Source organism: Enterobacter sp. 6722112 (assembly GCF_058661685.1).
This window is the reverse complement of sequence record NZ_JBZWGR010000007.1, coordinates 1,269,035-1,292,558: the sequence shown is the minus strand read 5'-3', so window position 1 is coordinate 1,292,558 and position 23,524 is coordinate 1,269,035. Positions and strand designations below refer to the sequence as shown.

Sequence of the window (23,524 nt, the reverse complement as noted above, 5' to 3'; positions counted from 1 at the left end):
AGGAGAGAGAAATGTTTGCAGTAATTTTTGGTCGTCCAGGATGCCCTTACTGTGTACGCGCGAAAGAGCTGGCAGAGAAACTGACTGAAGAACGTGATGATTTCAACTTCCGTTACGTGGATATCCACGCGGAAGGCATCACTAAAGCCGATCTGGAAAAAACCGTGGGTAAACCGGTTGAAACCGTGCCGCAGATCTTCCTCGATCAGAAACACATCGGCGGCTGCACCGATTTTGAGGCCTACGCCAAAGAACACCTGGGCCTGTTTGCGGCTCAGTAATGCGAAGACGCCCTCACCCTGAGGGCGTTTTTATTTACGGTGCTTCCTCTGTTGCAGCAGGCTGCGCGTAAATAAGAAACAGAGCGCGCCCAGCGCACACCAGAAAACGCCACTCAGTAGCCACGCCACTTCCTGCCAGACGCTTCTCGACGAGAGAAACAGCACGCGCATCAGAAGCAGGCAGAGCGGGGCCGCAAGCATTGCCCCAATAAGCGGCATCACCACCTCGCCTTTACGCGAGAGAAAACCGGCGACTACCCCCGGCAGGATGAAGAACAACAGGCCCAGCTCGGGATGACCGGACGCTCTGAAGGCGCCTTTCACGTTAAAAGCGAGCGACATGCAAACGACCGTAAACAGCAAAAAACAGCTGATTACGCCAGCCCAGTTTCGTTTAAAGTTCAAACTATCCTCCTGACTTATCTCTATCAAATACAAAAATCGTCCGGTGGACGCCCAGTCAGATAAAGCAATGCGGCAATCCTTGCCAAAGCACGCACAGAAGTCGTGCGATAATAGGTGGCTGTCGGTAGCTATTACGATTAAACTAACCGACTGCTAGTGTTTAGGGTATTTATCAGGAAGCAGGGAGATGCAAAGTGATTCCCTGACTCTGAAAACAGTAGCCCAAATAGTCCTTTCATTCAACAACTTACTGGTAAACAAGAAGTTAGCCTCCGTGAATATAAACGTCGCAGACTTGTTAAATGGGAATTACATCCTGTTATTATTTGTGGTACTGGCGCTGGGCCTTTGTCTGGGTAAATTACGCCTGGGTTCAGTTCAACTTGGTAATTCCATTGGCGTTTTAGTCGTCTCCCTGTTATTAGGTCAACAACATTTCAGTATTAACACGGACGCGCTTAACTTAGGTTTCATGCTGTTTATTTTTTGCGTAGGCGTGGAAGCCGGTCCGAACTTTTTTTCCATTTTCTTCCGAGACGGCAAAAATTACCTGATGCTGGCGCTGGTGATGGTCGGCAGCGCCCTGCTGATTGCGTTAGGACTGGGCAAACTGTTTGGCTGGGACATCGGCTTAACGGCCGGTATGCTGGCAGGCTCGATGACCTCCACGCCGGTGCTTGTTGGCGCGGGGGATACGCTTCGTCATTCTGGCATGGCAGGCACGCAGCTTTCCTCCGCGCTGGACAACCTGAGTCTGGGCTATGCCCTGACCTATCTGATTGGTCTGGTGAGCCTGATTGTTGGCGCGCGCTATCTGCCAAAACTTCAGCATCAGGATCTCCAGACCAGCGCCCAGACCATCGCCCGCGAGCGCGGCCTGGACACGGACTCCAAACGTAAAGTTTACCTGCCGGTGATCCGCGCCTACCGCGTCGGGCCGGAGCTGGTTGCCTGGACCGACGGGAAAAACCTGCGCGAGCTGGGGATCTACCGTCAGACCGGCTGCTACATCGAACGTATCCGTCGCAACGGCATTCTGGCAAACCCGGACGGTGACGCGGTGCTCCAGATGGGCGATGACATCGCCCTTGTTGGCTACCCGGACGCCCACGCGCGTCTCGATCCGAGCTTCCGCAACGGGAAAGAGGTGTTTGACCGCGACCTGCTGGACATGCGTATCGTCACCGAAGAGATTGTGGTGAAAAACCACAACGCCGTGGGCCGCCGTCTGGCACAGCTGAAGCTGACCGACCACGGCTGTTTCCTCAACCGCGTGATCCGCAGCCAGATTGAAATGCCTATCGACGATAACGTGGTGCTCAATAAAGGCGATGTGTTGCAGGTCAGCGGCGATGCCCGACGGGTTAAAACCGTTGCCGACCGTATCGGCTTTATCTCGATCCACAGCCAGGTGACGGACCTGTTAGCCTTCTGCGCCTTCTTCATTGTCGGCCTGATGATCGGGATGATAACCTTCCAGTTCAGCAACTTTAGCTTCGGCATTGGTAACGCAGCCGGTCTGCTGTTCGCCGGGATCATGCTGGGCTTCCTGCGAGCGAACCATCCCACCTTCGGCTATATCCCTCAGGGGGCGCTGAACATGGTGAAAGAGTTCGGTCTGATGGTCTTTATGGCGGGTGTCGGATTAAGCGCCGGGAGCGGCATTGGCAACGGCCTGGGCGCGGTCGGCTGGCAAATGTTGGTTTCCGGACTTATCGTCAGCCTGGTACCGGTGGTGATCTGTTTCCTGTTCGGCGCCTACGTGCTGCGCATGAACCGCGCCCTGCTCTTCGGCGCGATGATGGGCGCGCGCACCTGCGCACCGGCGATGGAGATCATCAGCGACACCGCGCGCAGCAATATCCCGGCGCTGGGCTATGCAGGCACGTACGCAATCGCCAACGTGCTGCTGACGCTGGCGGGTACGCTGATCATCATTATCTGGCCTGGACTCGGATAAATCTCAAGTTTGCGTGTAGCTGAAAAAATTTTCGTTACGCGCAGAACTTTTTACGCAGGGTGCAGTCATAACTAGTGCCACTGCTTTTCTTTGATGTCCCCAATTTGTGGAGCCCATCAACCCCGCCGTTTTGGTTCAAGGTTGATGGGTTTTTTGTTGCCTGAAGAAATACAAATTTAAGATTCAGGATTGTAGGCCGTGTAAGGCGAAGCCGTCACCCGGCAAGCAGGGTAGTCGAATCGACTCCAAGCAAAAGTTCTGGGCCGGTAACATCATGGTGCCCTTCTGCTAATCGCGTGGCATCTGCTCACGGGCAATCCGCCCCACCATCACCCGGATCTCTTCCCGAGTTAACGGCGACCGATCGGTCACAAAATGCAGCGTCATCCCCTCGATAAACGCATCCAGCGCGCGGGCGGTGGCCGGATCAAACCACTGCTCCAGCGTAGCCTGGCTCATCTTCATCCAGTCCTGCATCACCGTTTTCAGCGCGGCGCTGCGGTGCATAAACGCGTACAGCTGATACATCAGCGCCATATTGTGTGGCGTGGTCACGGCTGAACTGTGGATCAGCGTGGTAATGGCCTCGCACGCCCTCTCGCGCCCCGTAACCCCCGCGAAGAAATCCCGGTACTGCTGAGACATCTGCTGCGTAAACCACGTGAATGCCTCCTCCAGAAGCGACTCCATCCCGTCGAAATAGTAGGTCATCGACCCCAGCGGCACGCCTGCGCAGGTGGCAATTTTGCGGTGCGTGACGGCATGAATACCGTGCTCAGCAATGGTGTCCAGCGTCGCCTGGAGTATCTTCTCGCGGCGGTTAGGGTCGTTCGGTGGTCTGCTCATAAAATCCTCATCCGGTTTATGTACAAATGTACACAAAGTTGCTAGTGTTGTCGCTATTGTTGTACTTCTGGTGCTGATCCCAATGACGCTAACTTCTCCTCGCAAAGCCCTGCATCTGCGCATGTGGGCGCTATTTATGTTCTTCTTCATCCCCGGGCTGCTGATGGCTTCCTGGGCAACGCGCACCCCGGCAATCCGCGATACGCTATCCGTTTCGACGGCGGAGATGGGGATCGTGCTGTTTGGCCTGTCGATTGGCTCGATGAGCGGCATCCTCTGCTCGGCCTGGCTGGTGAAACGCTTTGGCACGCGCGCGGTGATCCGCACCACCATGTGCTGCGCCGTGGTGGGAATGCTCGGTCTGAGCGTGGCGCTGTGGTTCGCCTCGCCGCTGATGTTTGCCCTTGGGCTGATGGTATTTGGCGGCAGCTTTGGTGCGGCGGAAGTGGCCATTAACGTCGAGGGGGCCGCCGTTGAACAGGCGATGAACAAAACGGTGCTGCCGATGATGCATGGCTTTTACAGCCTCGGCACGCTGGCGGGCGCGGGCATAGGGATGGCGCTGACGGCGCTGGGCATTGCGGCCAATGTGCACATTTTACTCGCGGCGCTGGTCTGTATTATCCCGATCCTCACCGGCATCAGGGCTATTCCCGCTGGCACAGGACAAAATGCCTCGGACGAACAGAAGTCTGCGGCAAAAGGGTTGCCCTTCTATCGCGATTTCCAGCTGATGCTGATTGGCGTGGTGGTACTGGCGATGGCGTTTGCTGAAGGCTCCGCCAACGACTGGCTACCGTTGCTGATGGTAGACGGGCACGGATTTAGCCCCACCTCCGGCTCGCTGATTTACGCCGGGTTCACGCTCGGCATGACCGTCGGACGCTTTACCGGGGGCTGGTTTATCGACCGTTACAGCCGCGTGGCTGTCGTCCGTGCCAGCGCCCTGCTGGGTGGGCTGGGCATCGCGATGATTATCTTTGTGGATGTGGACTGGATTGCCGGCGTGTCGGTGATCCTGTGGGGACTGGGCGCCTCCCTTGGCTTCCCGCTGACCATTTCCGCTGCCAGCGATACCGGCCCCGACGCGCCGACGCGCGTGAGCGTCGTGGCGACCACGGGCTACCTCGCTTTCCTGGTGGGCCCGCCGCTGCTTGGATTCCTCGGTGAGCACTACGGGTTACGCAGCGCGATGCTGGTGGTATTAGGGTTAGTCATTATTGCCGCCCTGGTGGCGCGAGCGGTGGCAAAACCGGAAGCAGAAACAACGTCAATGGAGAAGGGATATGAGCGTTAAACTGATTGCAGTCGACATGGATGGCTCCTTCCTGAGCGATGCGAAAACCTATAACCGCGCGCGTTTTCTGGCGCAGTACGCGCGCATGAAAGCGCAAGGCATCCGTTTTGTGGTCGCCAGCGGAAACCAGTACTACCAGCTGATCTCATTTTTCCCGGAGATCGCCCATGAAATTGCCTTCGTTGCCGAAAACGGCGGCTGGGTGGTGGATGCGGGCGAAGACGTGTTTAACGGCGAACTGTCGAAAGAGCATTTTCTGACCGTCGCCACCCTGTTAAACGACGTGCCCGGCATTGAGATAATTGCCTGCGGAAAAAACAGCGCCTACACGCTGAAAACGTATAACGACCTCTTCAAAGAGATTGCTGCGAAATACTATCACCGCCTTGAAAGCGTCAGCAGCTTTGACAACCTCAACGATATTTTCTTCAAATTCGGGCTAAACGTCTCTGACGACGAAATTCCGCGCATTCAGGCGCTGCTGCATGAGAAGCTTGGCGACATCATGGTGCCGGTGACCACGGGACACGGCAGTATCGACCTGATTATCCCCGGCGTACACAAAGCTAACGGCCTGCGGATCCTGCAAGCGCGCTGGGGCATTGAGGACAGTGAAGTGGTGGCCTTTGGCGACAGCGGTAACGACGTGGAGATGTTGCGCCAGGCTGGGTTTGGCTTCGCGATGGCCAATGCCAGACCGCACATTAAGGCGGTGGCCCGCTATGAAGCGCCGAACAATAATGACGAAGGGGTGCTGGACGTAATTGATAGGGTGCTGGACGGGGAGGCGCCGTTTAATTGATTCCGTGCGCTCTGGTGCCCTCATCCTAACCCTCTCCCACAGGGCTAAGGGTTCCCCACAAAATAATGCCTGCACAGACGGCCCCCTCTCCCTTGAGGGAGAGGGCTGGGGTGAGGGGGAACATACGGCTCTGGTGGTCATTCCGTTCACTTTATGTTCCTTGCTACTCTGTCACGACATGACCGGTGAACGTGCCAGGGTGGCTCAGTCGCCACCACCCTGGCGACCCGGGCTTCCGGCGGAAAATCGCCGCTTCGCGGTGCCTTCGGCTTATTCCCTCCGGCTTATCGGGGACGGGCGGAGGTAACATCCCTGTAAAGCCCGCCCTCTCGGCGCATCCCTGCGCCTCGCCCCGGCCTACAGGAAACGCCTCAGCGATTTACAGCCGGACCGAGGCATCGCTGAAAGCCCTCAGTTATTCTGAGGCAACGTTATAGCTTTTGCTTTCAAATTACTGGGGATCCCTCGGCCCACAGGGAGAGGGGACTGTCCCGAGCTCGCCCACGGGGTAGAGGGAATAAGGATTACGGTTGCAGGGCGTTTCCGACGCGTTTGTCTTTCAGGAATACCACCATCAGGGCAATCCACAGCACGCCGTTGGCGAGGTTAAACAGGCTGAACAGTCCGTTACCGCCGAAAGCATAGGCATGCTTGCTCACCTCAATACCGACGGTGAAAATCAGCATTTGCAGCATCCCCATCGCGGCAGACACCGTGCCTTTACTCATTTCACTGGCGAACAGCGTCAGGCGTACCAGACCGGCATTCGCCACGCCAATACCAAACGCGTAAACGCTCAGCCCCGCCGTCATCCACAGGTACGCATGAGACGAGGCTACGGTCGCCACCGCCGCGATAATCAGCCCTGCCGCAATGGGCCAGCCGCCCATAATAATCAGCGAACGCACGGTACGACGCGACGTCAGACGCGCCAGCACCAGGTTACCGATAATCAACGCGCCAAAAATCGGCACCTGTAACAGGCCATACTCATAGCTGCTAAGCTGCTCGCCGCTGATGATAATAACCGGCGACTGGGCAATCCACGCCAGCAGCGGCAGGCTGACAAAGCCCGTCGCCAGCGCGCCCGCGACAAAACGGCCGTTTTTCAGCACCGCCTTATAATCACGCCCCAGCTCTTTAAGCGAGAGCTTTTCGCCCAGGCGGGTGGCGGTCTCCGGCATCGCACGGTGCAGCCCAAAGAAAGAGATGGCCGCAAGCGCGGCAAAGAGGACGAACATCCCTTCCCACGGCGCAACGTGGACCCATGCGGCTCCCACCAGCGGCCCCAGAAGCGGCGCAATCAGCGCCACGTTCGCCATCAGCGCGGTTATTTTGATACATACCGCCTCCTCAAACGACTCCTGAATAGCGGCGTAGCCCACGGCGCCAATAAAGCAAAGGCTCACGCCCTGAAGGAAACGCAGCAGCGTGAATTGCTCAATGTTCTGCGCCAGCAGCGTGGCGAGACAGGTGACGATAAACCACACCACGCCCGTCAGCATCACCGGGCGGCGGCCAATACGATCCGACAGCGGCCCTAAAAGCCACTGTAAAAACATGCCGCCCGCCAGATAGGCGGTCATGGATGTAGGTACCCACTCAATACCTGCGTTGTACTGCTCAACCACAGCCAGCATGCCTGGCTGGATCATGTCGTTGCCGATGTAGGTAGAGAATTCGTAAAGCACCAGACACAGAGGAAAAAGTAACGCCTGACGACCCAGACGATTACCGGAAGAAGAACGGTTTATCATGCAATCTCTTTAGTATGAAAAAATCGCGATGAGTGTAATGAATTGCCGCTGTCTGAGATAGCATAATCACGTGAAAACACAGAAATAAAGCACTTATCGTTGTTGTTTAAGGTTTCCTTAAGTTGCCCTCCCTATGATAGTGCTATTTCACGTTATTGACCGAAACTATGACACACGCCGTCAGCCCTTCAGAATTATCTAAGTTACCGACAAATAAGACAAAACGCCTTTACCGTTTGCCTGCCCGCTTTTATGGTTATCAGCTTTTCGGGCTGATCGTCCTTGCGCTGCTTTTTACCTGGCTTTCGCGCGATGAATCGCTTGACCGATGGATCACCGGCTTCTGGTATGACGCGGCGGCGCATCATTTCCCGCTACAGCAAAACCCGCTACTGGATCTGCTCAACCATCGGCTGGCGAAATATGTGGCCATTGCGCTGGCTGCCGTATCGCTGATTTACGGCGCTTACAAACGCAATGCCCGGCTGGTGACGGCCGCGCTTCTGATGGGGCTGGGGGCGCTGATAGTTGGGGTGCTGAAAAGCATAAGCCACCACAGCTGTCCGTGGGATCTGGTGGAGTATGGCGGCAAAGCCGTCTCGTATCCCCTGTTCAGCGCCGTTCCGGCAGACAGCGGACCGGGACGCTGCTTTCCCGGCGGCCACGCCTCAAGCGGGTTTATGGTGATGGGGTTGTTTTTTGCCTTCTGGCGTGAACGTCCGCGCCTGGCATGGTCCTTTGTCGCGTTAGGCGTTGTTATGGGGCTGCTGATGGGATTCGGGCAGGTCATGCGCGGCGCGCATTTTTTCTCTCACAACCTGTGGGCCGGGTGGTGGGTCTGGTTTTCCCAGGTGCTGGTTTACGGGCTGGTTTCCACCTGGTTTGCTAAAGAGTAACGAGATTATGTTAGAAAATCTGAACTACGAACTGTTTTACCTGCTCAACGCCACGCCAGCATCACCGGAATGGATGATCGATCTCGCCACCTTCATTGCGAAAGATGTGATCAGCATTGTACCGGCGCTGGCGGTGATCCTCTGGTTATGGGGACCTCGTACACAGGTCACCGCCCAGCGCCATCTGGTGATCAAAATGGCGATGGCGATCGGCGTGAGCGTGCTGGCAAGCTACGTGCTGGGCCACGCCTTCCCGCACGATCGTCCGTTTGTCGATCGCGTCGGCTACAACTTCCTGCACCATGCGCCGGATGACTCGTTCCCGAGCGATCACGGCACGGTGATCTTCACCTTTGCGCTGGCCTTCCTGTTCTGGCATCGCCTGTGGTCCGGCATGGTGCTGATGGGGGTGGCGGTCGCCATCGCCTGGTCCCGCGTCTACCTGGGCGTGCACTGGCCGCTGGATATGGTCGGCGGTTTCCTGGTGGGGCTGATGGGCTGCGTCAGCGCAGCCATCCTGTGGAGCCTCTTTGGTCCGGCGCTTTATCGTGGATTATCACAGGCCTATCGCGTTCTGTTTGCCCTTCCGATCCGCAAAGGCTGGATACGTGACTAACCCCGGTCCGTCAGGTTACACTTGAGCCCCCGCCCTGCGGGGGCTCACTTTTTTAGCCCGAGGATCTATGGAAACACGTCGCGATGACCGCATTGCTCAGCTGCTTCAGGCGCTGAAGCGCAGCGATAAGCTGCATCTTAAGGAAGCCGCTACCCTGCTTGGCGTGTCTGAAATGACCATTCGTCGCGATCTGAACAGCGACAGCGCCCCCGTTGTGCTGCTTGGCGGGTATATTGTTCTGGAGCCGCGTAGCGCCAGCCATTATCTGTTAAGCGATCAAAAAACACGCCTGGTGGAAGAGAAGCGCAAAGCCGCGCGGCTCGCCGCCTCGCTGGTGCAGCCGCATCAAACGCTGTTTTTTGACTGCGGTACGACAACCCCGTGGATCATCGAGGCCATCGACAGCACCGTTCCCTTTACCGCCGTCTGTTATTCGCTAAACACCTTCCTGGCCTTGCAGGAGAAACCGGCGTGCCGGGTGATTTTGTGCGGCGGCGAGTTTCATGCCAGCAACGCCATCTTCAAGCCGCTGAATATTCAGGACACGCTGAGCAATGTATGTCCGGATATCGCCTTTTACTCTGCGGCGGGTGTGAATGTGAAACAGGGGGCAACCTGTTTTAATCTTGAAGAGTTACCGGTGAAACAGTGGGCGCTCAACGCCGCACAGCAGCATGTGCTGGTGGTTGATCACAGTAAATTTGGCAAGGTTCGTCCGGCAAGGATGGGGGAACTGTCGCGCTTTGACGCCATCGTCAGTGATTGCCGCCCGGATGACGAGCTGGTGTCGTATGCAAAGGCGCAGCAGGTGAAGTTGATGTATTGAGGTTATGCCGGGTGGCGCTTCGCTTACCCGGCCTACAACAGCTCGAACGAAGGCCGGGTAAGCGCAGCGCCACCCGGCAAAAACCTAGCTGAACCAGCTGCCAAACCAGCCGTGGAACTTCATTAACACAAAGTCCCACATCCGGCTGAAGAAGCCCCCCTCTTCCACCGCTTCCATCACCACCAGCGGACGCTGCTCAATGGATTTGCTGTTAAGCTGGAAATCTATCGTCCCGACCACCTGGCCTTTTTTCAACGGCGCGGTCAGCTGTGGCTCGGTCAGGGTATAGCTGGCTTTCAGGTTTTTCAGCTGACCGCGTGGAATGGTGACGGACCCCGCTTCACCTGCCCCCAGGTTCACTTCACTTTTATCCCCAAACCAGACGCGCTGGCTGACGAAGGTGGCGTCCGGCTTAATCGGCGTGACGGTTTCAAAGAAGCGGAAACCCCAGGTCAGCAGTTTTTCGGATTCATTAAAACGAATGCGGTCGGTTTTCGTCCCCAGCACCACCGAGATCAGGCGCATGTCGCCCTGCGTCGCAGAAGCCACCAGGTTGTATCCGGCCCCGGCGGTCGTCCCCGTTTTCATGCCGTCCACGTTAACGTTACTGCTCCAGAGCAGACGGTTACGGTTAGGCTGGCGGATATTGTTGAAGGTAAACTCTTTCTCTTTATGGATGGCGTACTCATCCGGCACGTCATGGATCAGCGCTTTGCCCAGCAGCGCCATATCGCGCGCGGTACTGAACTGACCGGGCGCATCCAGGCCGTGAACGGTTTTAAAGGTGGTGTTGGTCAGACCCAGTTTTTGCGCGTAGCCATTCATCAACCCAATGAATGAGTCCTGACTGCCTGCGACGTAATCGGCCAGCGCAATACAGGCATCATTTCCCGACTGAATAATGACCCCTTTATTCAGATCGGAAACGGAGACCTGATCGCCGGGCTTCAGGAACATGACGGACGAGCCGCGCAGCGCCGGGTTACCCGTCGCCCAGGCATCTTTGCCGACGGTGACCATGTCATCCAGCTTGATCTTGCCCGCTTTCAACGCCTGGCCGACAACATAGCTGGTCATAATTTTCGTCAGGCTCGCCGGGTCGAGTTTTTCGTCGGCGTTACCTTCCGCCAGCACTTTCCCGCTGGCGTAATCCATCAGGATCCAGGCGCGCGCATCGACAGGCGGCGCTTCGGGCGCCGTCTGTTCCGCCGCATGGAGCGTTGGGGCAAAAAGGAAAAGCAGCGCCGAGCCTGCCGCCAGGCTGCGCAGAGAAGAAGTTTTTTGCGTCATAAATGCCACCCGAGTGTCCATTCTAAAAATCACGTCACAATCACCGTGTCGCAAGAAGCGATGAGTAATAGCGCACTACAGCGTTCAAAGAAACCTGTTCCAGGTAAAGTTTTTAAAGTTTATGCAATAACATTCAGATACGCTTTGATTGCGGCGTTTTTTTTAGCATCTGTTGCGTAATTGTTAGGTTTATCTCACCATGGCGAAAAGCTGACTCGGATTCACATCTCATCGGGAGTAAATATGATTACGCTGTGGGGCAGGAACAATTCGACTAACGTGAAGAAAGTGCTCTGGACGCTGGAGGAACTGGATTTACCGTTCAACCAAATCATGGCTGGCATGGCGTTCGGGGTGAATAAAGACGCCGACTATCTGGCGATGAACCCAAACGGACTGGTGCCGTTGCTGCGCGATGACGAGACAGACGCCACGCTGTGGGAGTCCAACACCATCGTGCGTTATCTCGCCGCGCAATACGGCCAGGGTCGCCTGTGGGTGGAAAATCCGGCCCGGCGCGCGCAGGGCGAAAAATGGATGGACTGGGCAAACCAGACGCTTTCCCCCACGCACCGGGTGATCCTGATGGGGCTGATCCGCACGCCGGAAGCCGAACGTGATTATCCCGCCATTCATGCCGCCCAGGACGCCTGCGAATCCCTGTTCGCGATGATGGACGACGAACTGGCGAAGCACGCCTGGTTCTCCGGCGACACCTTCGGCGTGGGCGATATCGCCGTCGCCCCCTTCGTCTGGAACCTCACTAACATGGGTCTTAGCTGGAGCCCGCGCCCTCACCTGGAGCGCTGGATCCAGCAGCTTAGCGAACGCCCGGCGTATCGCAACGTGGTGATGATCCCGGTGACCTGATTACGACCTGGACGGGCTGACTTTCAGCAGTTGCCCGTCCGTCTCGTCAGCCAGCACGTACAGATAGCCATCCGGCCCGACGCGCACATCGCGAATACGCTGATCTTTATCGCCCAGAATGCGTCCGTCCTCCGTCACGCTATTGCCCTTCACGCTCAGCACGATGACGTCTTTCTCCTTCAGCGCGCCGATAAACAGCTTGTTTTTCCACTGCGGGAAGACGTCGCTGTTGTAGAACGCCATGCCGCTGACGGCGGGCGATACTTTCCAGACAAACAGCGGCTTTTCGGTGCCCTCAACGTGCTCGCCTTTCGCTTCCGGGATTTTCAGGCCGCTGTAATTAATCCCGTGCGTCGCCAGGGGCCAGCCGTAGTTTTTGCCCTTCTCAGGAATGTTAATCTCATCCCCACCGCGTGGTCCGTGTTCGTTGAGCCACAGCGTGTCGCTCCACGGATTCATCGCCATCCCCTGCGGGTTGCGAATGCCATAGGACCAGATTTCAGGGCGCGCACCGGCGGTGTTCACAAACGGATTATCCGGCGGCACTTTTCCGTCCTCCGTCAGGCGCACCACCTTGCCCTGAAGCTTGTCCAGCTCCTGCGCCGTCGGGCGCTGGTTGTTTTCACCCAGGCCAATAAAGAGATAGCCTTTGCCGTCGAACACCAGCCGTCCGCCAAAGTGGTTGCCGGTAGAGAGCTTCGGCATCTGTCGGAACACCACCTGGAAGCCCTCAATGCGCGAAATGTCATCGCTCAACCGCCCGTAGCCCACGGCGGTACCCGCTTTGCCATCATTACCTGCCTCGGCGAAGCTGAGCCAGACCCGCCGTGACTGTGCAAAATCCGGGGCCAGCGCGACGTCCAGCAGTCCGCCCTGGCCGCTCGCCCACACTTTCGGCACGCCGACAATCGGATCGGAGAGCCCTTTTCCAGCCTGCCAGTGCTTAAGCTGCCCGTCTTTGAGCGTGATGAGCAGCCCCTTGTTATCTGGCAAAAACGCCAGCGACCAGGGGTGATCCAGTTTTGTCTGTAGCACGTCGACTTTAACCGTCCCAGGCGCTGCAAGCAGTGAAAGCGGGAATAACAAGACTGGAAGGAAAATCAACGAGGATCGAGGCATAACGCACTCCTTTATCGACATATGGCTTAAAGATTAGCCACTGTTCCCGGGTGCGTTACCACTTTTACAAAAGCTTAATCAGAAGGGGGAGTTGCCTCCCCCGGGTTCAGTGCCGGGCAAGCGTTTCCGGCTTGTTCAGACACATGATGCAAAGCGCGAGCGTGGTCAGGCAGTTTTCAAGCTTCTCCGCGTTAACGGCAATAAAATTCGGGCAGTCGTGACGTCCGTTCATCAAACAGACTCCGGCGATGGAGAGCACCTCGGCGGCGCGGCGCAGCGCCACTAATTCGCTTTCAGCGCAGTGCGCTTTCAGGATGGGTGCTTTTTCACGCATGAAATTGCAAAGTTCAAAGAAGTTATCACGCAGATTTTCGCTTTCGCTGACTGACATATACCCTTTCGCCTTGCGGAGTTGCAGATATGCGGCCAGGTCGATTCGGGCGTTGATCAGCTTGTTAAGCAGATCGCGTTTCAGTCTGTCAACGGACATGCTACTTCCTCCCCTGTCAGCCATGTTACCTTATTAAGGATAAGGTCATTTTTTGTACAATGTAATGCCTGAGATCAATAAACGATAACTGATTAACATTCTTTACAATGTTACAACGATTGCCCGCCTCAACTGCGCCATCAAGAGTGTATAAATCCCCCGCGATACGCTGTAAAATCCCGCCCTGATAACTCCATAATTGATGAATTTTTAACCTATGAGCAATGTTACGCACCCGCCGAAAATCGGCTTTGTCTCCCTCGGCTGCCCGAAGAACCTGGTGGACTCCGAACGCATCCTGACTGAACTTCGCACTGAAGGCTATGACGTGGTGCCAAGCTACGACAACGCCGACATGGTGATCGTCAACACCTGCGGGTTCATCGACAGCGCGGTCCAGGAGTCACTGGAAGCCATTGGTGAAGCCCTGACGGAAAACGGCAAAGTGATTGTCACCGGCTGCCTGGGCGCGAAGGTGGATCAGATCCGCGAAGTGCACCCGAAAGTGCTTGAGATCACAGGCCCGCACAGCTACGAGCAGGTGCTGGAACATGTTCATCACTACGTCCCCAAACCAAAGCACAACCCGTTCCTGAGCCTGGTGCCGGAACAGGGCGTGAAGCTGACGCCGCGCCACTACGCCTACCTGAAAATTTCCGAAGGCTGCAACCACCGCTGTACCTTCTGCATCATCCCGTCGATGCGTGGCGATCTGGTGAGCCGTCCGATTGGCGAGGTGCTGGCAGAAGCCAAACGCCTGGCCGACGCGGGCGTGAAGGAGCTGCTGGTCATCTCCCAGGACACCTCCGCCTACGGTGTGGACGTCAAACACCGCTCCGGTTTCCACAACGGCGAGCCGGTGAAAACCAGCATGGTCGGCCTGTGCGAGCAGCTGGCTAAGCTCGGGATCTGGACGCGCCTGCACTACGTCTATCCTTACCCGCACGTTGACGATGTGATCCCGCTGATGGCGGAAGGCAAAATCCTGCCGTATCTGGATATCCCGCTACAGCACGCCAGCCCGCGTATTCTGAAGCTGATGAAACGTCCTGGCTCCGTGGATCGCCAACTGGCGCGCATCAAGCAGTGGCGTGAGATCTGCCCGGATCTGACCCTGCGCTCCACCTTTATTGTCGGCTTCCCGGGTGAAACCGAAGAAGATTTCCAGATGCTGCTCGACTTCCTGAAAGAGGCGCGTCTGGATCGCGTCGGCTGCTTCAAGTACAGCCCGGTTGAAGGCGCAACCGCCAACGAGCTGGCGGACCAGGTGCCGGAAGAGGTAAAAGAGGAGCGCTGGAACCGCTTTATGCAGCTGCAACAGCAGATCTCGGCTGAACGCTTGCAGGAGAAAGTGGGCCGCGAAATTCTGGTGATTATCGACGAAGTGGACGAAGAAGGCGCGATTGGCCGCAGCATGGCGGATGCGCCTGAAATCGACGGCGCGGTGTACCTGAACGGCGAAACACAGGTTAAGCCGGGTGATATTATTCGCGTGAAGGTTGAAAACGCGGATGAGTATGACCTGTGGGGTAGCCGGGTTTAAACACCCTGCTTCCCTTTTGTAGGCCGGGTAAGGCGTAGCCGCCACCCGGCACATTTCACTGCACTACCCCTTAATCCTCGGATCCAGCGCGTCGCGCAGCCCATCCCCCAGCAGGTTAAACGCCAGCACGGTCAGGAAAATCGCCAGGCTCGGGAAGATCGCCACGTGTGGCGCAATCACCATATCCGCCCGCGCCTCGTTCAGCATCGCCCCCCACTCCGGCGTCGGCGGCTGTGCCCCTAACCCCAGAAACGACAGGCTGGCCGCCGAGATAATCGACACGCCTATGCGCATGGTGAAATAGACCACGATAGACGAGACCGTTCCCGGCAGAATATGGCTGAACAGGATGGTGGCATCGCTGGCTCCCATGCTGCGCGCCGACTCGATAAAGGTCTGCTGCTTCAGCACCAGCGTGTTGCCACGTACCAGACGCGCGAAAGCGGGAATCGAGAATACCGCCACGGCGATAATGACGTTCGCCATGCCGCTGCCCATCACCGCCACCACGGCAATCGCCAGCAGAATACCGGGAAAGGCAAACAGCACGTCGCAGATACGCATGATGATGCGGTCCCACCAGCCTTCGTAGTACCCGGCCACCAGCCCCAGCACGGTGCCAATTGCTGCGCCCATCAGCACCGCGAAGACCCCGGCCGCCAGTGAGATGTGCGCCCCTACCAGCACGCGGCTAAAAATATCGCGCCCGAGCGAGTCCACGCCAAACCAGTGCATCATCGACGGACCATCGTTCAGCCGGTCGTAGTCGAAGTAGTTTTCCGCATCAAACGGGGCTATCCAGGGGGCGATAATCGCCACCAGGATCAGCAGTAACACAAACAACCCGGCGACCATAGCGACGGGCTGACGACGGAATCGACGCCAGAACTCAACCCACGGGGTGCGAATATGGTCCGGCCTGATCCCCGGCATAGCGTTTAAAATGGCCTGGCGACGCCAGTTCAGTAATCGCATCTTACTTATACCTGATGGCCGGGTTAATGGCGGCGTACAGCACATCCACCACTAAGTTGATAAGAATAAACTCCAGCGAGAAAAGCAGGACTTCAGCCTGAATAACCGGATAGTCACGCATATCGACCGAGTCGACCAGCAGGCGCCCCAGCCCCGGCCAGTTAAAGACCTTCTCAACCACGATAGAGCCCCCCAGCAGGAAGCCGAACTGTAGCCCCATCATCGTGACCACCGGGATCATCGCATTACGAAAACCATGCTTCAGAATGACCCATTTCTCACTCACTCCTTTTGCCCGCGCGGTGCGAATGTAATCTTCGCTCAGCACGTCGACAAACGAGGCGCGGGTAAATCGGGCCATAACCGCCGCAACGGCCGCGCCTAGCGTCATAGAGGGCAGAATGTAGTGCTTCCAGGTGTCGGCCCCGACGGTCGGCAACCAGCCCAGCTCGACGGAGAAAATCTGCATCAGCAGCATGCCCAGCGCAAACGCCGGGAAAGAGATGCCGGTGACCGCCAGCGCCATACCGAGCTTATCCGGCCAGCGGTTGCGCCAGACGGCGGCGACAATCCCCGCGCCCAGGCCAAAGACAACCGCCCAGCTCATACTGGCAATCGTTAACCAGAAGGTAGGCATAAAGCGGCTGGCAATCTCCTCCGACACCGGACGACGCGACACCATTGAGATGCCGAAATCGCCCTGAAGGACATTGCCAATGTAACGCAGAAATTGCCTGTACAGCGGCTGGTCAAGACCGAGCTGTTTACGCACCAGTTCAATAACCGTCGCATCCGCTTCCGGTCCGGCAATCAAACGCGCCGGATCGCCGGGCAGCATATGGACAAACAAAAACACCAGCACGGCCACAATCAGCAGCGTCGGGATAAGCCCCAGCAGGCGTTTACACACATAATTCAGCATGAGTTTTATTTCAAATCCGCGTCATCAAAGCTAAAGCCCGTATCCGGCATGATGTAAAAACCGGTCAGCGCTTTGTTGTGGGCTGAGACCAGTTTTTCCACCACCAGCGGCACCCACGGCGACTCTTTCCAGATAATGTCCTGCGCCTCTTTGTACAGGCGTGCTTTCTCTTCCGGTTTGGTGGTTTTCAGGGCATCGGCCAGATCTTTATCCACCTGCGGATTACTGTAGAACGCGGTATTGAACAGCGTTGGCGGCCAGTTCTGGGAAGCAAACAGCGGCGACAGGGACCAGTCCGCTTCTCCGGTTGAAGCCGTCCAGCCGGTGTAGAACATCCGCACGCCGCTCTCTTTCTGTCCTTTGCCTTCCACTTCCGCCGCTCGCTGTCCGGCATCCATCGCCGTAACCCTGGCTTTAATGCCCACCTGCGCCAACTGCTGCTGGGTAAATTGCAGCACCTTCTGCGCGGTACTGTGGTTATGCGACGACCACAGCGTAGTGCTAAAGCCGTTCGTATAGCCCGCCTCTTTCAGCAGTTCCCGCGCTTTCGCCGGATCGTAAGGCCACGGCTGATAGCTTTGCGCGTACTCAATGGTTGGCGGCATCACGCCCGTCGCCGGGGTGGCGTAGCCGGCAAAGGCCACCTTCACCAGCGCCTGGCGGTTAATGGCGTAGTTGATGGCTTCACGCACCTTCGGGTTATCAAACGGTTTCTGCGTAACGTTCATGCTGATGTAGCGCTGCATGATCGACGGGCTGGCCACCAGTTCCAGCTTGCTGTTTTTCGCCAGCAGCGCCGCCTGTTCGTACGGGATCGGGAAGGCAAACTGCGCTTCGCCGGTTTGCAGCATTGCGGCGCGGGTATTATTGTCCACTACCGGCCGCCAGGTGATGGTATCCAGCTTCGGCAGCCCCTGCTGCCAGTATCCGGCGAATTTTTTCACCTTCACAAAATCGGTCTGGTTCCAGGTGAGCAGTTCGTACGGTCCGGTCCCCACCGGGTGGAATCCAATCTCTTTGCCGTATTTTTTCAGGGCGGCGGGCGAAATCATCGCCGTCGCGGGATGCGCCAGGATATTGATAAACGCCGAGAACGGCTCTTTGAGGGTGATCTTCACCGTTGCCGGATCAACCACCTTGGTTTGGGCGATATTTTTATACAGGTTGTAGCGTTTAAGACCGTTTTCCGGATTGCTGGCACGATCCAGGTTGACCTTAACCGCCTCGGCGTTGAAGTCGGTGCCATCCTGGAACTTCACGCCGGTACGGAGCTTAACGGTATAGACCAGCCCGTCGTCCGACACGGTATAGCCTTCCGCCAGCACGTTTTTCAGCTTCATTTCGCGGTCCAGGCCGAACAGCCCCTGGTAGAAGGATTTTGCCACCGCCTGAGAAAGAGTGTCGTTGGCATCATACGGATCCAGGGTCGTGAAGTTAGACCCCACAGCCACCACCACATCTTTCGCCGCGAACGCGGGGGCGGCGGCCAGCGCAGCCGTCACGCTCGCGGCCAGCAGCCATTTACGAGCAACAAAAGGAACCATTGTGTTCTCCTGCCTGTTGTAAGTTATAACCGCGAGAATGCATTGCCCTGACGCGGTGGTGCGACAAAATGACCGGGTCCCACCTCACGCAGCGCCACGCGCTCCAGGGTTTCGCCCCGTTTACGAATATTGCTCGGCATTTCGTCCTGCAACAGCACGCGCTGGGCGTGACGATGCTCAGGATCGGCAACCGGTACGGCAGCCATCAGCTTGCGGGTGTAAGGGTGCTGCGGGTTTTCAAACACCGCCCGACGGGGGCCGATTTCAACAATTTGCCCCATGTACATCACCGCCACGCGATGGCTGATCCGCTCCACCACCGCCATATCGTGGGAGATAAACAGAAACGCAATGCCCAAATCCCGCTGTAAATCGAGCAGGAGATTGATAATTTGCGCGCGGATAGAGACATCCAGCGCTGACACGGACTCATCCGCAATCACCACTTTCGGATTGAGGGCCAATGCCCTCGCAATGCAGATACGCTGACGCTGACCGCCAGAAAATTCGTGCGGATAACGCCAGGCATGCTCCGACTTCAGGCCCACGCGCTCCAGCAGCCATGCGACGCGGCGCTGCGCGGCTTCACCGTCGAGCAGGTTATGCACCCGCAGCGGCTCCATAATCGAGTACCCCACCGTATGGCGCGGATCGAGCGACGCATAAGGATCCTGGAATATAAACTGAATATCCCGGCGCACCGCCTGCAATTTACTGTTAGGGAGCGTGTCGATGCGCTCACCGTTGAAGGTGATGCTCCCCTCCTGCGACGCCACCAGCCTGAGCAGCGCCCGTCCGGTGGTGGATTTACCGCAGCCGGACTCCCCCACCAGCGCCAGCGTTTCGCCCGGCCAGAGATCAAAACTGACGTTTTCAACCGCATGCACTTCGCGCTTCACGCGATTGAGGATCCCGCTACGCAGCGGGAAACGGGTCACCAGGTCACGCACTTCGAGAATTGGCCTGCCGGGAACCACCGTATCCTGTTCGGTTTCGTCTTCCTGCTGGCCCTGTTCGGTCTGTGAGATCAGCGGAAAACGGCGCGGAAAATCACTGCCATTCATGGCCCCCAGACGCGGGACCGCCGCCAGCAGCGCTTTGGTATAAGGATGCACCGGCGCATGAAAGACCTGCTCCACCGTGCCGGTTTCCACGGCATTGCCCTGATGCATAACCAGCACCCGATCGGCAATATCCGCCACCACCCCCATATCATGGGTGATGAAAATCACCCCCATCTCCATCTCCTGCTGCAACACCTTAATCAGTTGCAGGATCTGGGCCTGAATGGTGACATCCAGCGCCGTGGTGGGTTCGTCCGCAATGAGCACCGCCGGACGGCACGACAGCGCCATCGCAATCATCACCCGCTGGCGCATGCCGCCGGAAAGCTGATGCGGATAGCGGGACAAAATCGCGTGCGCCTCAGGGATACGCACCAGCTCCAGCATCCGTTTTGCTTCGTTGAGCGCCTCATCACCGCTCAGTCCCTGATGCAGGCGGATAGATTCGGCAATCTGCTCGCCCACCGGAAAAACCGGGTTCAGGGAGGTCATCGGCTCCTGAAAAATCATCGCAATATCTGCCCCGCGCACCCCCTGCATCTGGGACGCACTGAGCTCGTTGAGATCGATAACCTGACGGTTGCGACGGCGCAACAGCATCCGCTCGCTGGTGACCTGCCCGCCCGTCTGCTCAAGCAGACGCATCAGCGCCAGCGCGGTAACGGATTTACCGGAACCTGATTCGCCAACAATCGCCAGCGTCTCGCCGCGCCTGAGCGAAAACGATAAATTCTGTACTGCGGGGATGAACTGCCGCTCTTCCTGAAACGCAATATTCAGTTGGTGGACAGCCAGCACTTCGCAGTTGTCCAGCTCTTCACGGTGCGGCACGCAATGCCCCCTTATTCACGATAAATGCCTGTGCTGGGCGCATCGCCAGCATACCCCCACGCCCGGTACATCCCTTCACTGTTGAACGGCAGAGCCACGTTGCCCTCCCGATCCACCGCAATTAAGCCGCCAATCCCGCCCAGCGCCGGCAGTTTCTCCATCACTACCCGCTCGCAGGCCTCACTCAGGCTTAATCCGCCGTAATACATTAGCGCGGTAATGTCGTAGGCCGCCAGCGCGCGGATAAACACTTCGCCGGTGCCGGTGCATGACACCGCCGCGGTGGCGTTATTGGCGTAACACCCGGCCCCCGGCAGCGGGCTGTCGCCGACGCGACCGGGAAGTTTGTTGGTCATACCGCCTGTCGACGTCGCGGCGGCGAGGTTACCGGCTTTATCCAGCGCCACCGCGCCTACCGTGCCCATTTTGCTGCGTTCATCGAGCGGCGCGGCATGGTCCAGCTGCGTCATCCCCGCTGTACGGGCGTCCAGCAGTTGCCGGTAACGCTCCTCGGTGGAGAAAAGATCGGGCGAGACCGTGTCCATCCCGTGCTCGACGGCAAATTTTTCCGCCCCCGCCCCGGCCAGCAGCACATGCGGGCTTTGTTCCATCACCAGACGCGCGGCCAGCACCGGATTACGCAGACGGCTGACACCCGCTACCGCGCCCGCCTTCAGGGTGACGCCGTCCATCACGCAGGCATCCAGCTCGTGCGTTTCATCGCGCGTAAAGACCGAGCCAATACCGGCATTAAACAGCGGGCACTCCTCCAGCAGACGTACTGCTTCGGTCACCACGTCCAGCGCGCTGTCGCCCGCTTCCAGCATCCGCTGGCCTGTTTCCACAATGGCGTTCAGCGCATCAATATAACGCTTCTCCTGCTCGGGACTGAGCTGTGCACGGGTGATTGCCCCGGCACCGCCATGAATTGCGATAACCGCTTTACTCATTTCGCATCACCCATCAGCCTGGCTGGCTGCTTTTTCTATAAATATCATTATCGTCGACGAATCTTCAGATGATTTTTGAATATAGAAAGACGCAACTGTGATGTAAAGCGTACACCCATCGGGTCATACAGTTAGCCGCACTTTTCTGCCATAATGAGCGCTTTCGTTGTTACTCCGCAGGAGCCCACCATGGATTTTACCGCCGGACTGATGCCGCTTGAGACGGCACTCTCGCAGATGCTTGATCGTATTACTCCACAGCACGACGTTGAGACACTGCCGCTTGTGCGCTGTTTTGGCCGTATTGCCGCGCGCGATATCGTCTCGCCGCTGAACGTGCCGGGGTTCGATAACGCGGCGATGGACGGCTATGCCGTACGTCTGGCGGATCTGCAAACGGGTCAGCCGCTGCCGGTGGCAGGTAAAGCGTTTGCCGGGCAGCCGTTCAACGGTGAGTGGCCAGCGGGCACCTGCGTGCGCATTATGACCGGGGCACCGGTGCCAAAGGGCTGTGAAGCCGTGGTGATGCAGGAAGAGACCGAACAAACGGACGACGGCGTGCGCTTTACCGCCAGCGTCAAAGCGGGACAAAATATCCGCCACATCGGGGAAGACATTACCCTGGGCGCAACGGTCTTTGCCGCCGGGCAAAAGCTGACGGTCGCCGAACTGCCGGTGCTGGCATCGCTTGGCATCGCGGAGATTGACGTGGTCCGCAAAGTGCGCGTGGCGGTGTTCTCCACGGGAGACGAGCTACAGCTTCCGGGTCAGCCACTGAACGAGGGGCAGATTTACGACACCAACCGTCTGGCGGTGCACCTGATGCTTGAGCAGCTGGGCTGTGAGGTGATTAACCTCGGTATCATTCCTGACGATCCGCAAAAACTGCGCGCGGCGTTTATCGACGCTGACGCCTCTGCCGACGTGGTGATCAGCTCCGGCGGCGTATCGGTTGGCGAAGCGGATTACACCAAAACCCTGCTTGAAGAGCTGGGCGAAATCGCCTTCTGGAAGCTGGCGATTAAACCGGGCAAACCGTTCGCGTTTGGCAAACTTCCGCACAGCTGGTTCTGTGGCCTGCCGGGTAACCCGGTCTCCGCCGCGCTTACCTTCTACCAGCTGGTGATCCCGCTGCTGGCGAAGCTTTCAGGCAACAATGCCAGCCCGCTGCCGGAGCGTGTGCGCGTGCGGGCGGCAACGCGCCTCAAAAAATCACCGGGCCGTCTCGATTTCCAGCGCGGCATTCTGGCGCGCAACGCCGACGGCGAGCTGGAGGTGAGCACTACCGGGCATCAGGGTTCGCACATCTTTAGCTCCTTCAGTCAGGGGAACTGCTTTATCGTGCTGGAGCGCGATCGCGGCCACGTTGCGGCGGGCGAATGGGTTGAAGTGGAACGCTTTAACCACCTGTTCGGAGGCTGACATGACGGTGGAACTGAGCGACCCGGAGATGATGCGCTATAACCGCCAGATCGTGCTACGCGGGTTTGATTTCGAGGGCCAGGAAGCGCTCAAGGCGGCCAGCGTGCTGGTTGTGGGCCTGGGCGGGCTGGGCTGCGCAGCGGCGCAATACCTGGCTGCGGCGGGTGTCGGCAGCATGACGCTGCTGGATTTCGACACCGTGTCGGTGTCCAACCTGCAACGCCAGACGCTGCACAGCGACGCGACGGTCGGTCAGCCTAAAGTGGAATCAGCACGCACGGCGCTGGCGCGCATTAACCCCAACGTTCAGTTCACCCTGATTGACGCGATGCTGGATGACGACGCGCTGTTTGCGCAGATTGCACGGCATGACCTGGTGCTGGACTGCACCGATAACGTCGCCATTCGCAACCAGCTCAATGCGGGCTGCTTTGCCCGTAAAACGCCGCTGATTTCCGGCGCGGCCATTCGCATGGAGGGGCAAATCACCGTCTTCACCTACGCTGAAGGAGAGCCCTGCTACCGCTGCCTGAGCCGTCTGTTTGGCGAGAATGCGCTGACCTGCGTCGAGGCGGGCGTGATGGCGCCACTGGTTGGCGTTATCGGTTCCTTGCAGGCGATGGAGGCGATCAAAGTGCTGGCGCACTACGGCACGCCCGCAGCGGGTAAAATCGTGATGTATGACGCGATGACCTGCCAGTTCCGCGAGATGAAGCTGATGCGTAACCCCGGGTGTGAGGTGTGTAGCCAGTAAAAAAGTCGGGTGGCGGCTTTGCCTTACCCGACCTACAACGGCCCGAGCGTAGGCCGGGTAAGCG

At 57.8% G+C, this 23,524-nt stretch carries 22 protein-coding genes; 11 read left to right on the top strand and 11 right to left on the bottom strand.

Features of this window, described 5'->3' with window-relative positions:
• Window positions 1–11: 11 nt before the first annotated feature.
• A complete protein-coding gene (locus tag AC4OVU_RS07640) occupies window positions 12–281 on the top strand; it encodes a GrxA family glutaredoxin (protein ID WP_006809455.1) in 270 nt (89 codons plus the stop codon).
• A gap of 30 nt (window positions 282–311) precedes the next feature.
• Here the strand turns inward: AC4OVU_RS07640 and AC4OVU_RS07635 are convergent, their stop codons facing one another.
• A complete protein-coding gene (locus tag AC4OVU_RS07635) occupies window positions 312–686 on the bottom strand; it encodes an inner membrane protein YbjM (protein ID WP_017384878.1) in 375 nt (124 codons plus the stop codon).
• Between the two features lie 274 nt (window positions 687–960).
• Here AC4OVU_RS07635 and AC4OVU_RS07630 point away from each other — a divergent pair, with 274 nt between their 5' ends.
• Complete coding sequence (locus AC4OVU_RS07630; RefSeq protein ID WP_026080732.1) at window positions 961–2,646, top strand: aspartate:alanine antiporter; 1,686 nt, start codon at window positions 961–963, stop codon at window positions 2,644–2,646.
• Window positions 2,647–2,934: 288 nt separating this feature from the next.
• On the opposite strand, the gene AC4OVU_RS07625 is transcribed toward AC4OVU_RS07630, so the two are convergent.
• The gene (locus AC4OVU_RS07625; protein WP_032647831.1) at window positions 2,935–3,492 is read right to left on the bottom strand and encodes a TetR/AcrR family transcriptional regulator; all 558 of its coding nucleotides are present in this window, start codon (window positions 3,490–3,492) and stop codon (window positions 2,935–2,937) included.
• An 82-nt stretch (window positions 3,493–3,574) separates the two neighbouring features.
• Here AC4OVU_RS07625 and AC4OVU_RS07620 point away from each other — a divergent pair, with 82 nt between their 5' ends.
• Together AC4OVU_RS07620 and AC4OVU_RS07615 are read left to right on the top strand one after the other, a co-directional pair.
• Window positions 3,575–4,789 (top strand): MFS transporter, encoded by a 1,215-nt coding sequence (locus AC4OVU_RS07620; RefSeq protein ID WP_017384883.1) that lies wholly within the window; start codon window positions 3,575–3,577, stop codon window positions 4,787–4,789.
• Window positions 4,779–5,591, top strand: coding sequence for a Cof-type HAD-IIB family hydrolase (locus AC4OVU_RS07615; RefSeq protein WP_022650681.1), 813 nt, complete (start codon window positions 4,779–4,781; stop codon window positions 5,589–5,591). Before AC4OVU_RS07620 ends, AC4OVU_RS07615 begins: the two co-directional genes overlap by 11 nt.
• A 524-nt stretch (window positions 5,592–6,115) precedes the next feature.
• Here the strand turns inward: AC4OVU_RS07615 and AC4OVU_RS07610 are convergent.
• Window positions 6,116–7,348, bottom strand: coding sequence for an MFS transporter (locus AC4OVU_RS07610; RefSeq protein ID WP_032647826.1), 1,233 nt, complete (start codon window positions 7,346–7,348; stop codon window positions 6,116–6,118).
• 167 nt (window positions 7,349–7,515) lie between these two features.
• Here AC4OVU_RS07610 and AC4OVU_RS07605 point away from each other — a divergent pair, with 167 nt between their 5' ends.
• The 3 genes from AC4OVU_RS07605 (at window position 7,516) to deoR (ending at window position 9,686) form a co-directional block, all read left to right on the top strand.
• A complete protein-coding gene (locus tag AC4OVU_RS07605) occupies window positions 7,516–8,244 on the top strand; it encodes a phosphatase PAP2 family protein (protein ID WP_110292723.1) in 729 nt (242 codons plus the stop codon).
• A gap of 7 nt (window positions 8,245–8,251) precedes the next feature.
• A complete protein-coding gene (gene ybjG / locus AC4OVU_RS07600; RefSeq protein ID WP_015571025.1) occupies window positions 8,252–8,860 on the top strand; it encodes an undecaprenyl-diphosphate phosphatase in 609 nt (202 codons plus the stop codon).
• Between the two features lie 67 nt (window positions 8,861–8,927).
• Window positions 8,928–9,686: a DNA-binding transcriptional repressor DeoR gene (gene deoR, locus AC4OVU_RS07595; RefSeq protein WP_017384886.1), complete on the top strand. Its 759-nt coding sequence runs from the start codon at window positions 8,928–8,930 to the stop codon at window positions 9,684–9,686.
• An 84-nt stretch (window positions 9,687–9,770) separates the two neighbouring features.
• Here the strand turns inward: deoR and dacC are convergent, their stop codons facing one another.
• On the bottom strand, window positions 9,771–10,976 hold the full coding sequence (dacC, locus tag AC4OVU_RS07590) for a serine-type D-Ala-D-Ala carboxypeptidase (protein WP_110292724.1): 1,206 nt from the start codon (window positions 10,974–10,976) through the stop codon (window positions 9,771–9,773).
• A 243-nt stretch (window positions 10,977–11,219) separates the two neighbouring features.
• Between dacC and AC4OVU_RS07585 the strand changes: the two genes are divergently transcribed.
• The gene (locus AC4OVU_RS07585; RefSeq protein WP_023296183.1) at window positions 11,220–11,846 is read left to right on the top strand and encodes a glutathione S-transferase family protein; all 627 of its coding nucleotides are present in this window, start codon (window positions 11,220–11,222) and stop codon (window positions 11,844–11,846) included.
• Here the strand turns inward: AC4OVU_RS07585 and AC4OVU_RS07580 are convergent, their stop codons facing one another.
• Window positions 11,847–12,965: a PQQ-dependent sugar dehydrogenase gene (locus AC4OVU_RS07580; RefSeq protein ID WP_491928651.1), complete on the bottom strand. Its 1,119-nt coding sequence runs from the start codon at window positions 12,963–12,965 to the stop codon at window positions 11,847–11,849.
• Between the two features lie 106 nt (window positions 12,966–13,071).
• Complete coding sequence (gene bssR, locus AC4OVU_RS07575) at window positions 13,072–13,455, bottom strand: biofilm formation regulator BssR (protein WP_032620009.1); 384 nt, start codon at window positions 13,453–13,455, stop codon at window positions 13,072–13,074.
• Between the two features lie 217 nt (window positions 13,456–13,672).
• Here bssR and rimO point away from each other — a divergent pair, with 217 nt between their 5' ends.
• Window positions 13,673–14,998, top strand: coding sequence for a 30S ribosomal protein S12 methylthiotransferase RimO (rimO, locus tag AC4OVU_RS07570; RefSeq protein WP_017693743.1), 1,326 nt, complete (start codon window positions 13,673–13,675; stop codon window positions 14,996–14,998).
• Between the two features lie 63 nt (window positions 14,999–15,061).
• On the opposite strand, the gene gsiD is transcribed toward rimO, so the two are convergent.
• From gsiD to iaaA, 5 genes are read right to left on the bottom strand one after another with little or no spacing between them, the layout of a single operon-like run.
• Window positions 15,062–15,973: a glutathione ABC transporter permease GsiD gene (gene gsiD / locus AC4OVU_RS07565; RefSeq protein ID WP_110292722.1), complete on the bottom strand. Its 912-nt coding sequence runs from the start codon at window positions 15,971–15,973 to the stop codon at window positions 15,062–15,064.
• Window position 15,974: 1 nt separating this feature from the next.
• Window positions 15,975–16,895, bottom strand: coding sequence for a glutathione ABC transporter permease GsiC (gene gsiC, locus AC4OVU_RS07560; protein ID WP_006809475.1), 921 nt, complete (start codon window positions 16,893–16,895; stop codon window positions 15,975–15,977).
• A gap of 5 nt (window positions 16,896–16,900) precedes the next feature.
• Window positions 16,901–18,439: a glutathione ABC transporter substrate-binding protein GsiB gene (gene gsiB / locus AC4OVU_RS07555; protein ID WP_110292721.1), complete on the bottom strand. Its 1,539-nt coding sequence runs from the start codon at window positions 18,437–18,439 to the stop codon at window positions 16,901–16,903.
• A gap of 23 nt (window positions 18,440–18,462) precedes the next feature.
• Window positions 18,463–20,334 (bottom strand): glutathione ABC transporter ATP-binding protein GsiA, encoded by a 1,872-nt coding sequence (gsiA, locus tag AC4OVU_RS07550; RefSeq protein WP_032620016.1) that lies wholly within the window; start codon window positions 20,332–20,334, stop codon window positions 18,463–18,465.
• 11 nt (window positions 20,335–20,345) lie between these two features.
• Window positions 20,346–21,284 (bottom strand): beta-aspartyl-peptidase, encoded by a 939-nt coding sequence (gene iaaA, locus AC4OVU_RS07545; RefSeq protein WP_110292720.1) that lies wholly within the window; start codon window positions 21,282–21,284, stop codon window positions 20,346–20,348.
• 189 nt (window positions 21,285–21,473) lie between these two features.
• On the opposite strand from iaaA, the gene moeA reads away from it, so the two are divergent.
• Together moeA and moeB are read left to right on the top strand one after the other, a co-directional pair.
• Window positions 21,474–22,706, top strand: coding sequence for a molybdopterin molybdotransferase MoeA (gene moeA, locus AC4OVU_RS07540; protein ID WP_017384894.1), 1,233 nt, complete (start codon window positions 21,474–21,476; stop codon window positions 22,704–22,706).
• Between the two features lies 1 nt (window position 22,707).
• Entirely contained in the window at window positions 22,708–23,460 is a 753-nt protein-coding gene (moeB, locus tag AC4OVU_RS07535; RefSeq protein ID WP_017384895.1) for a molybdopterin-synthase adenylyltransferase MoeB, read from the top strand.
• Window positions 23,461–23,524: the final 64 nt, after the last annotated feature.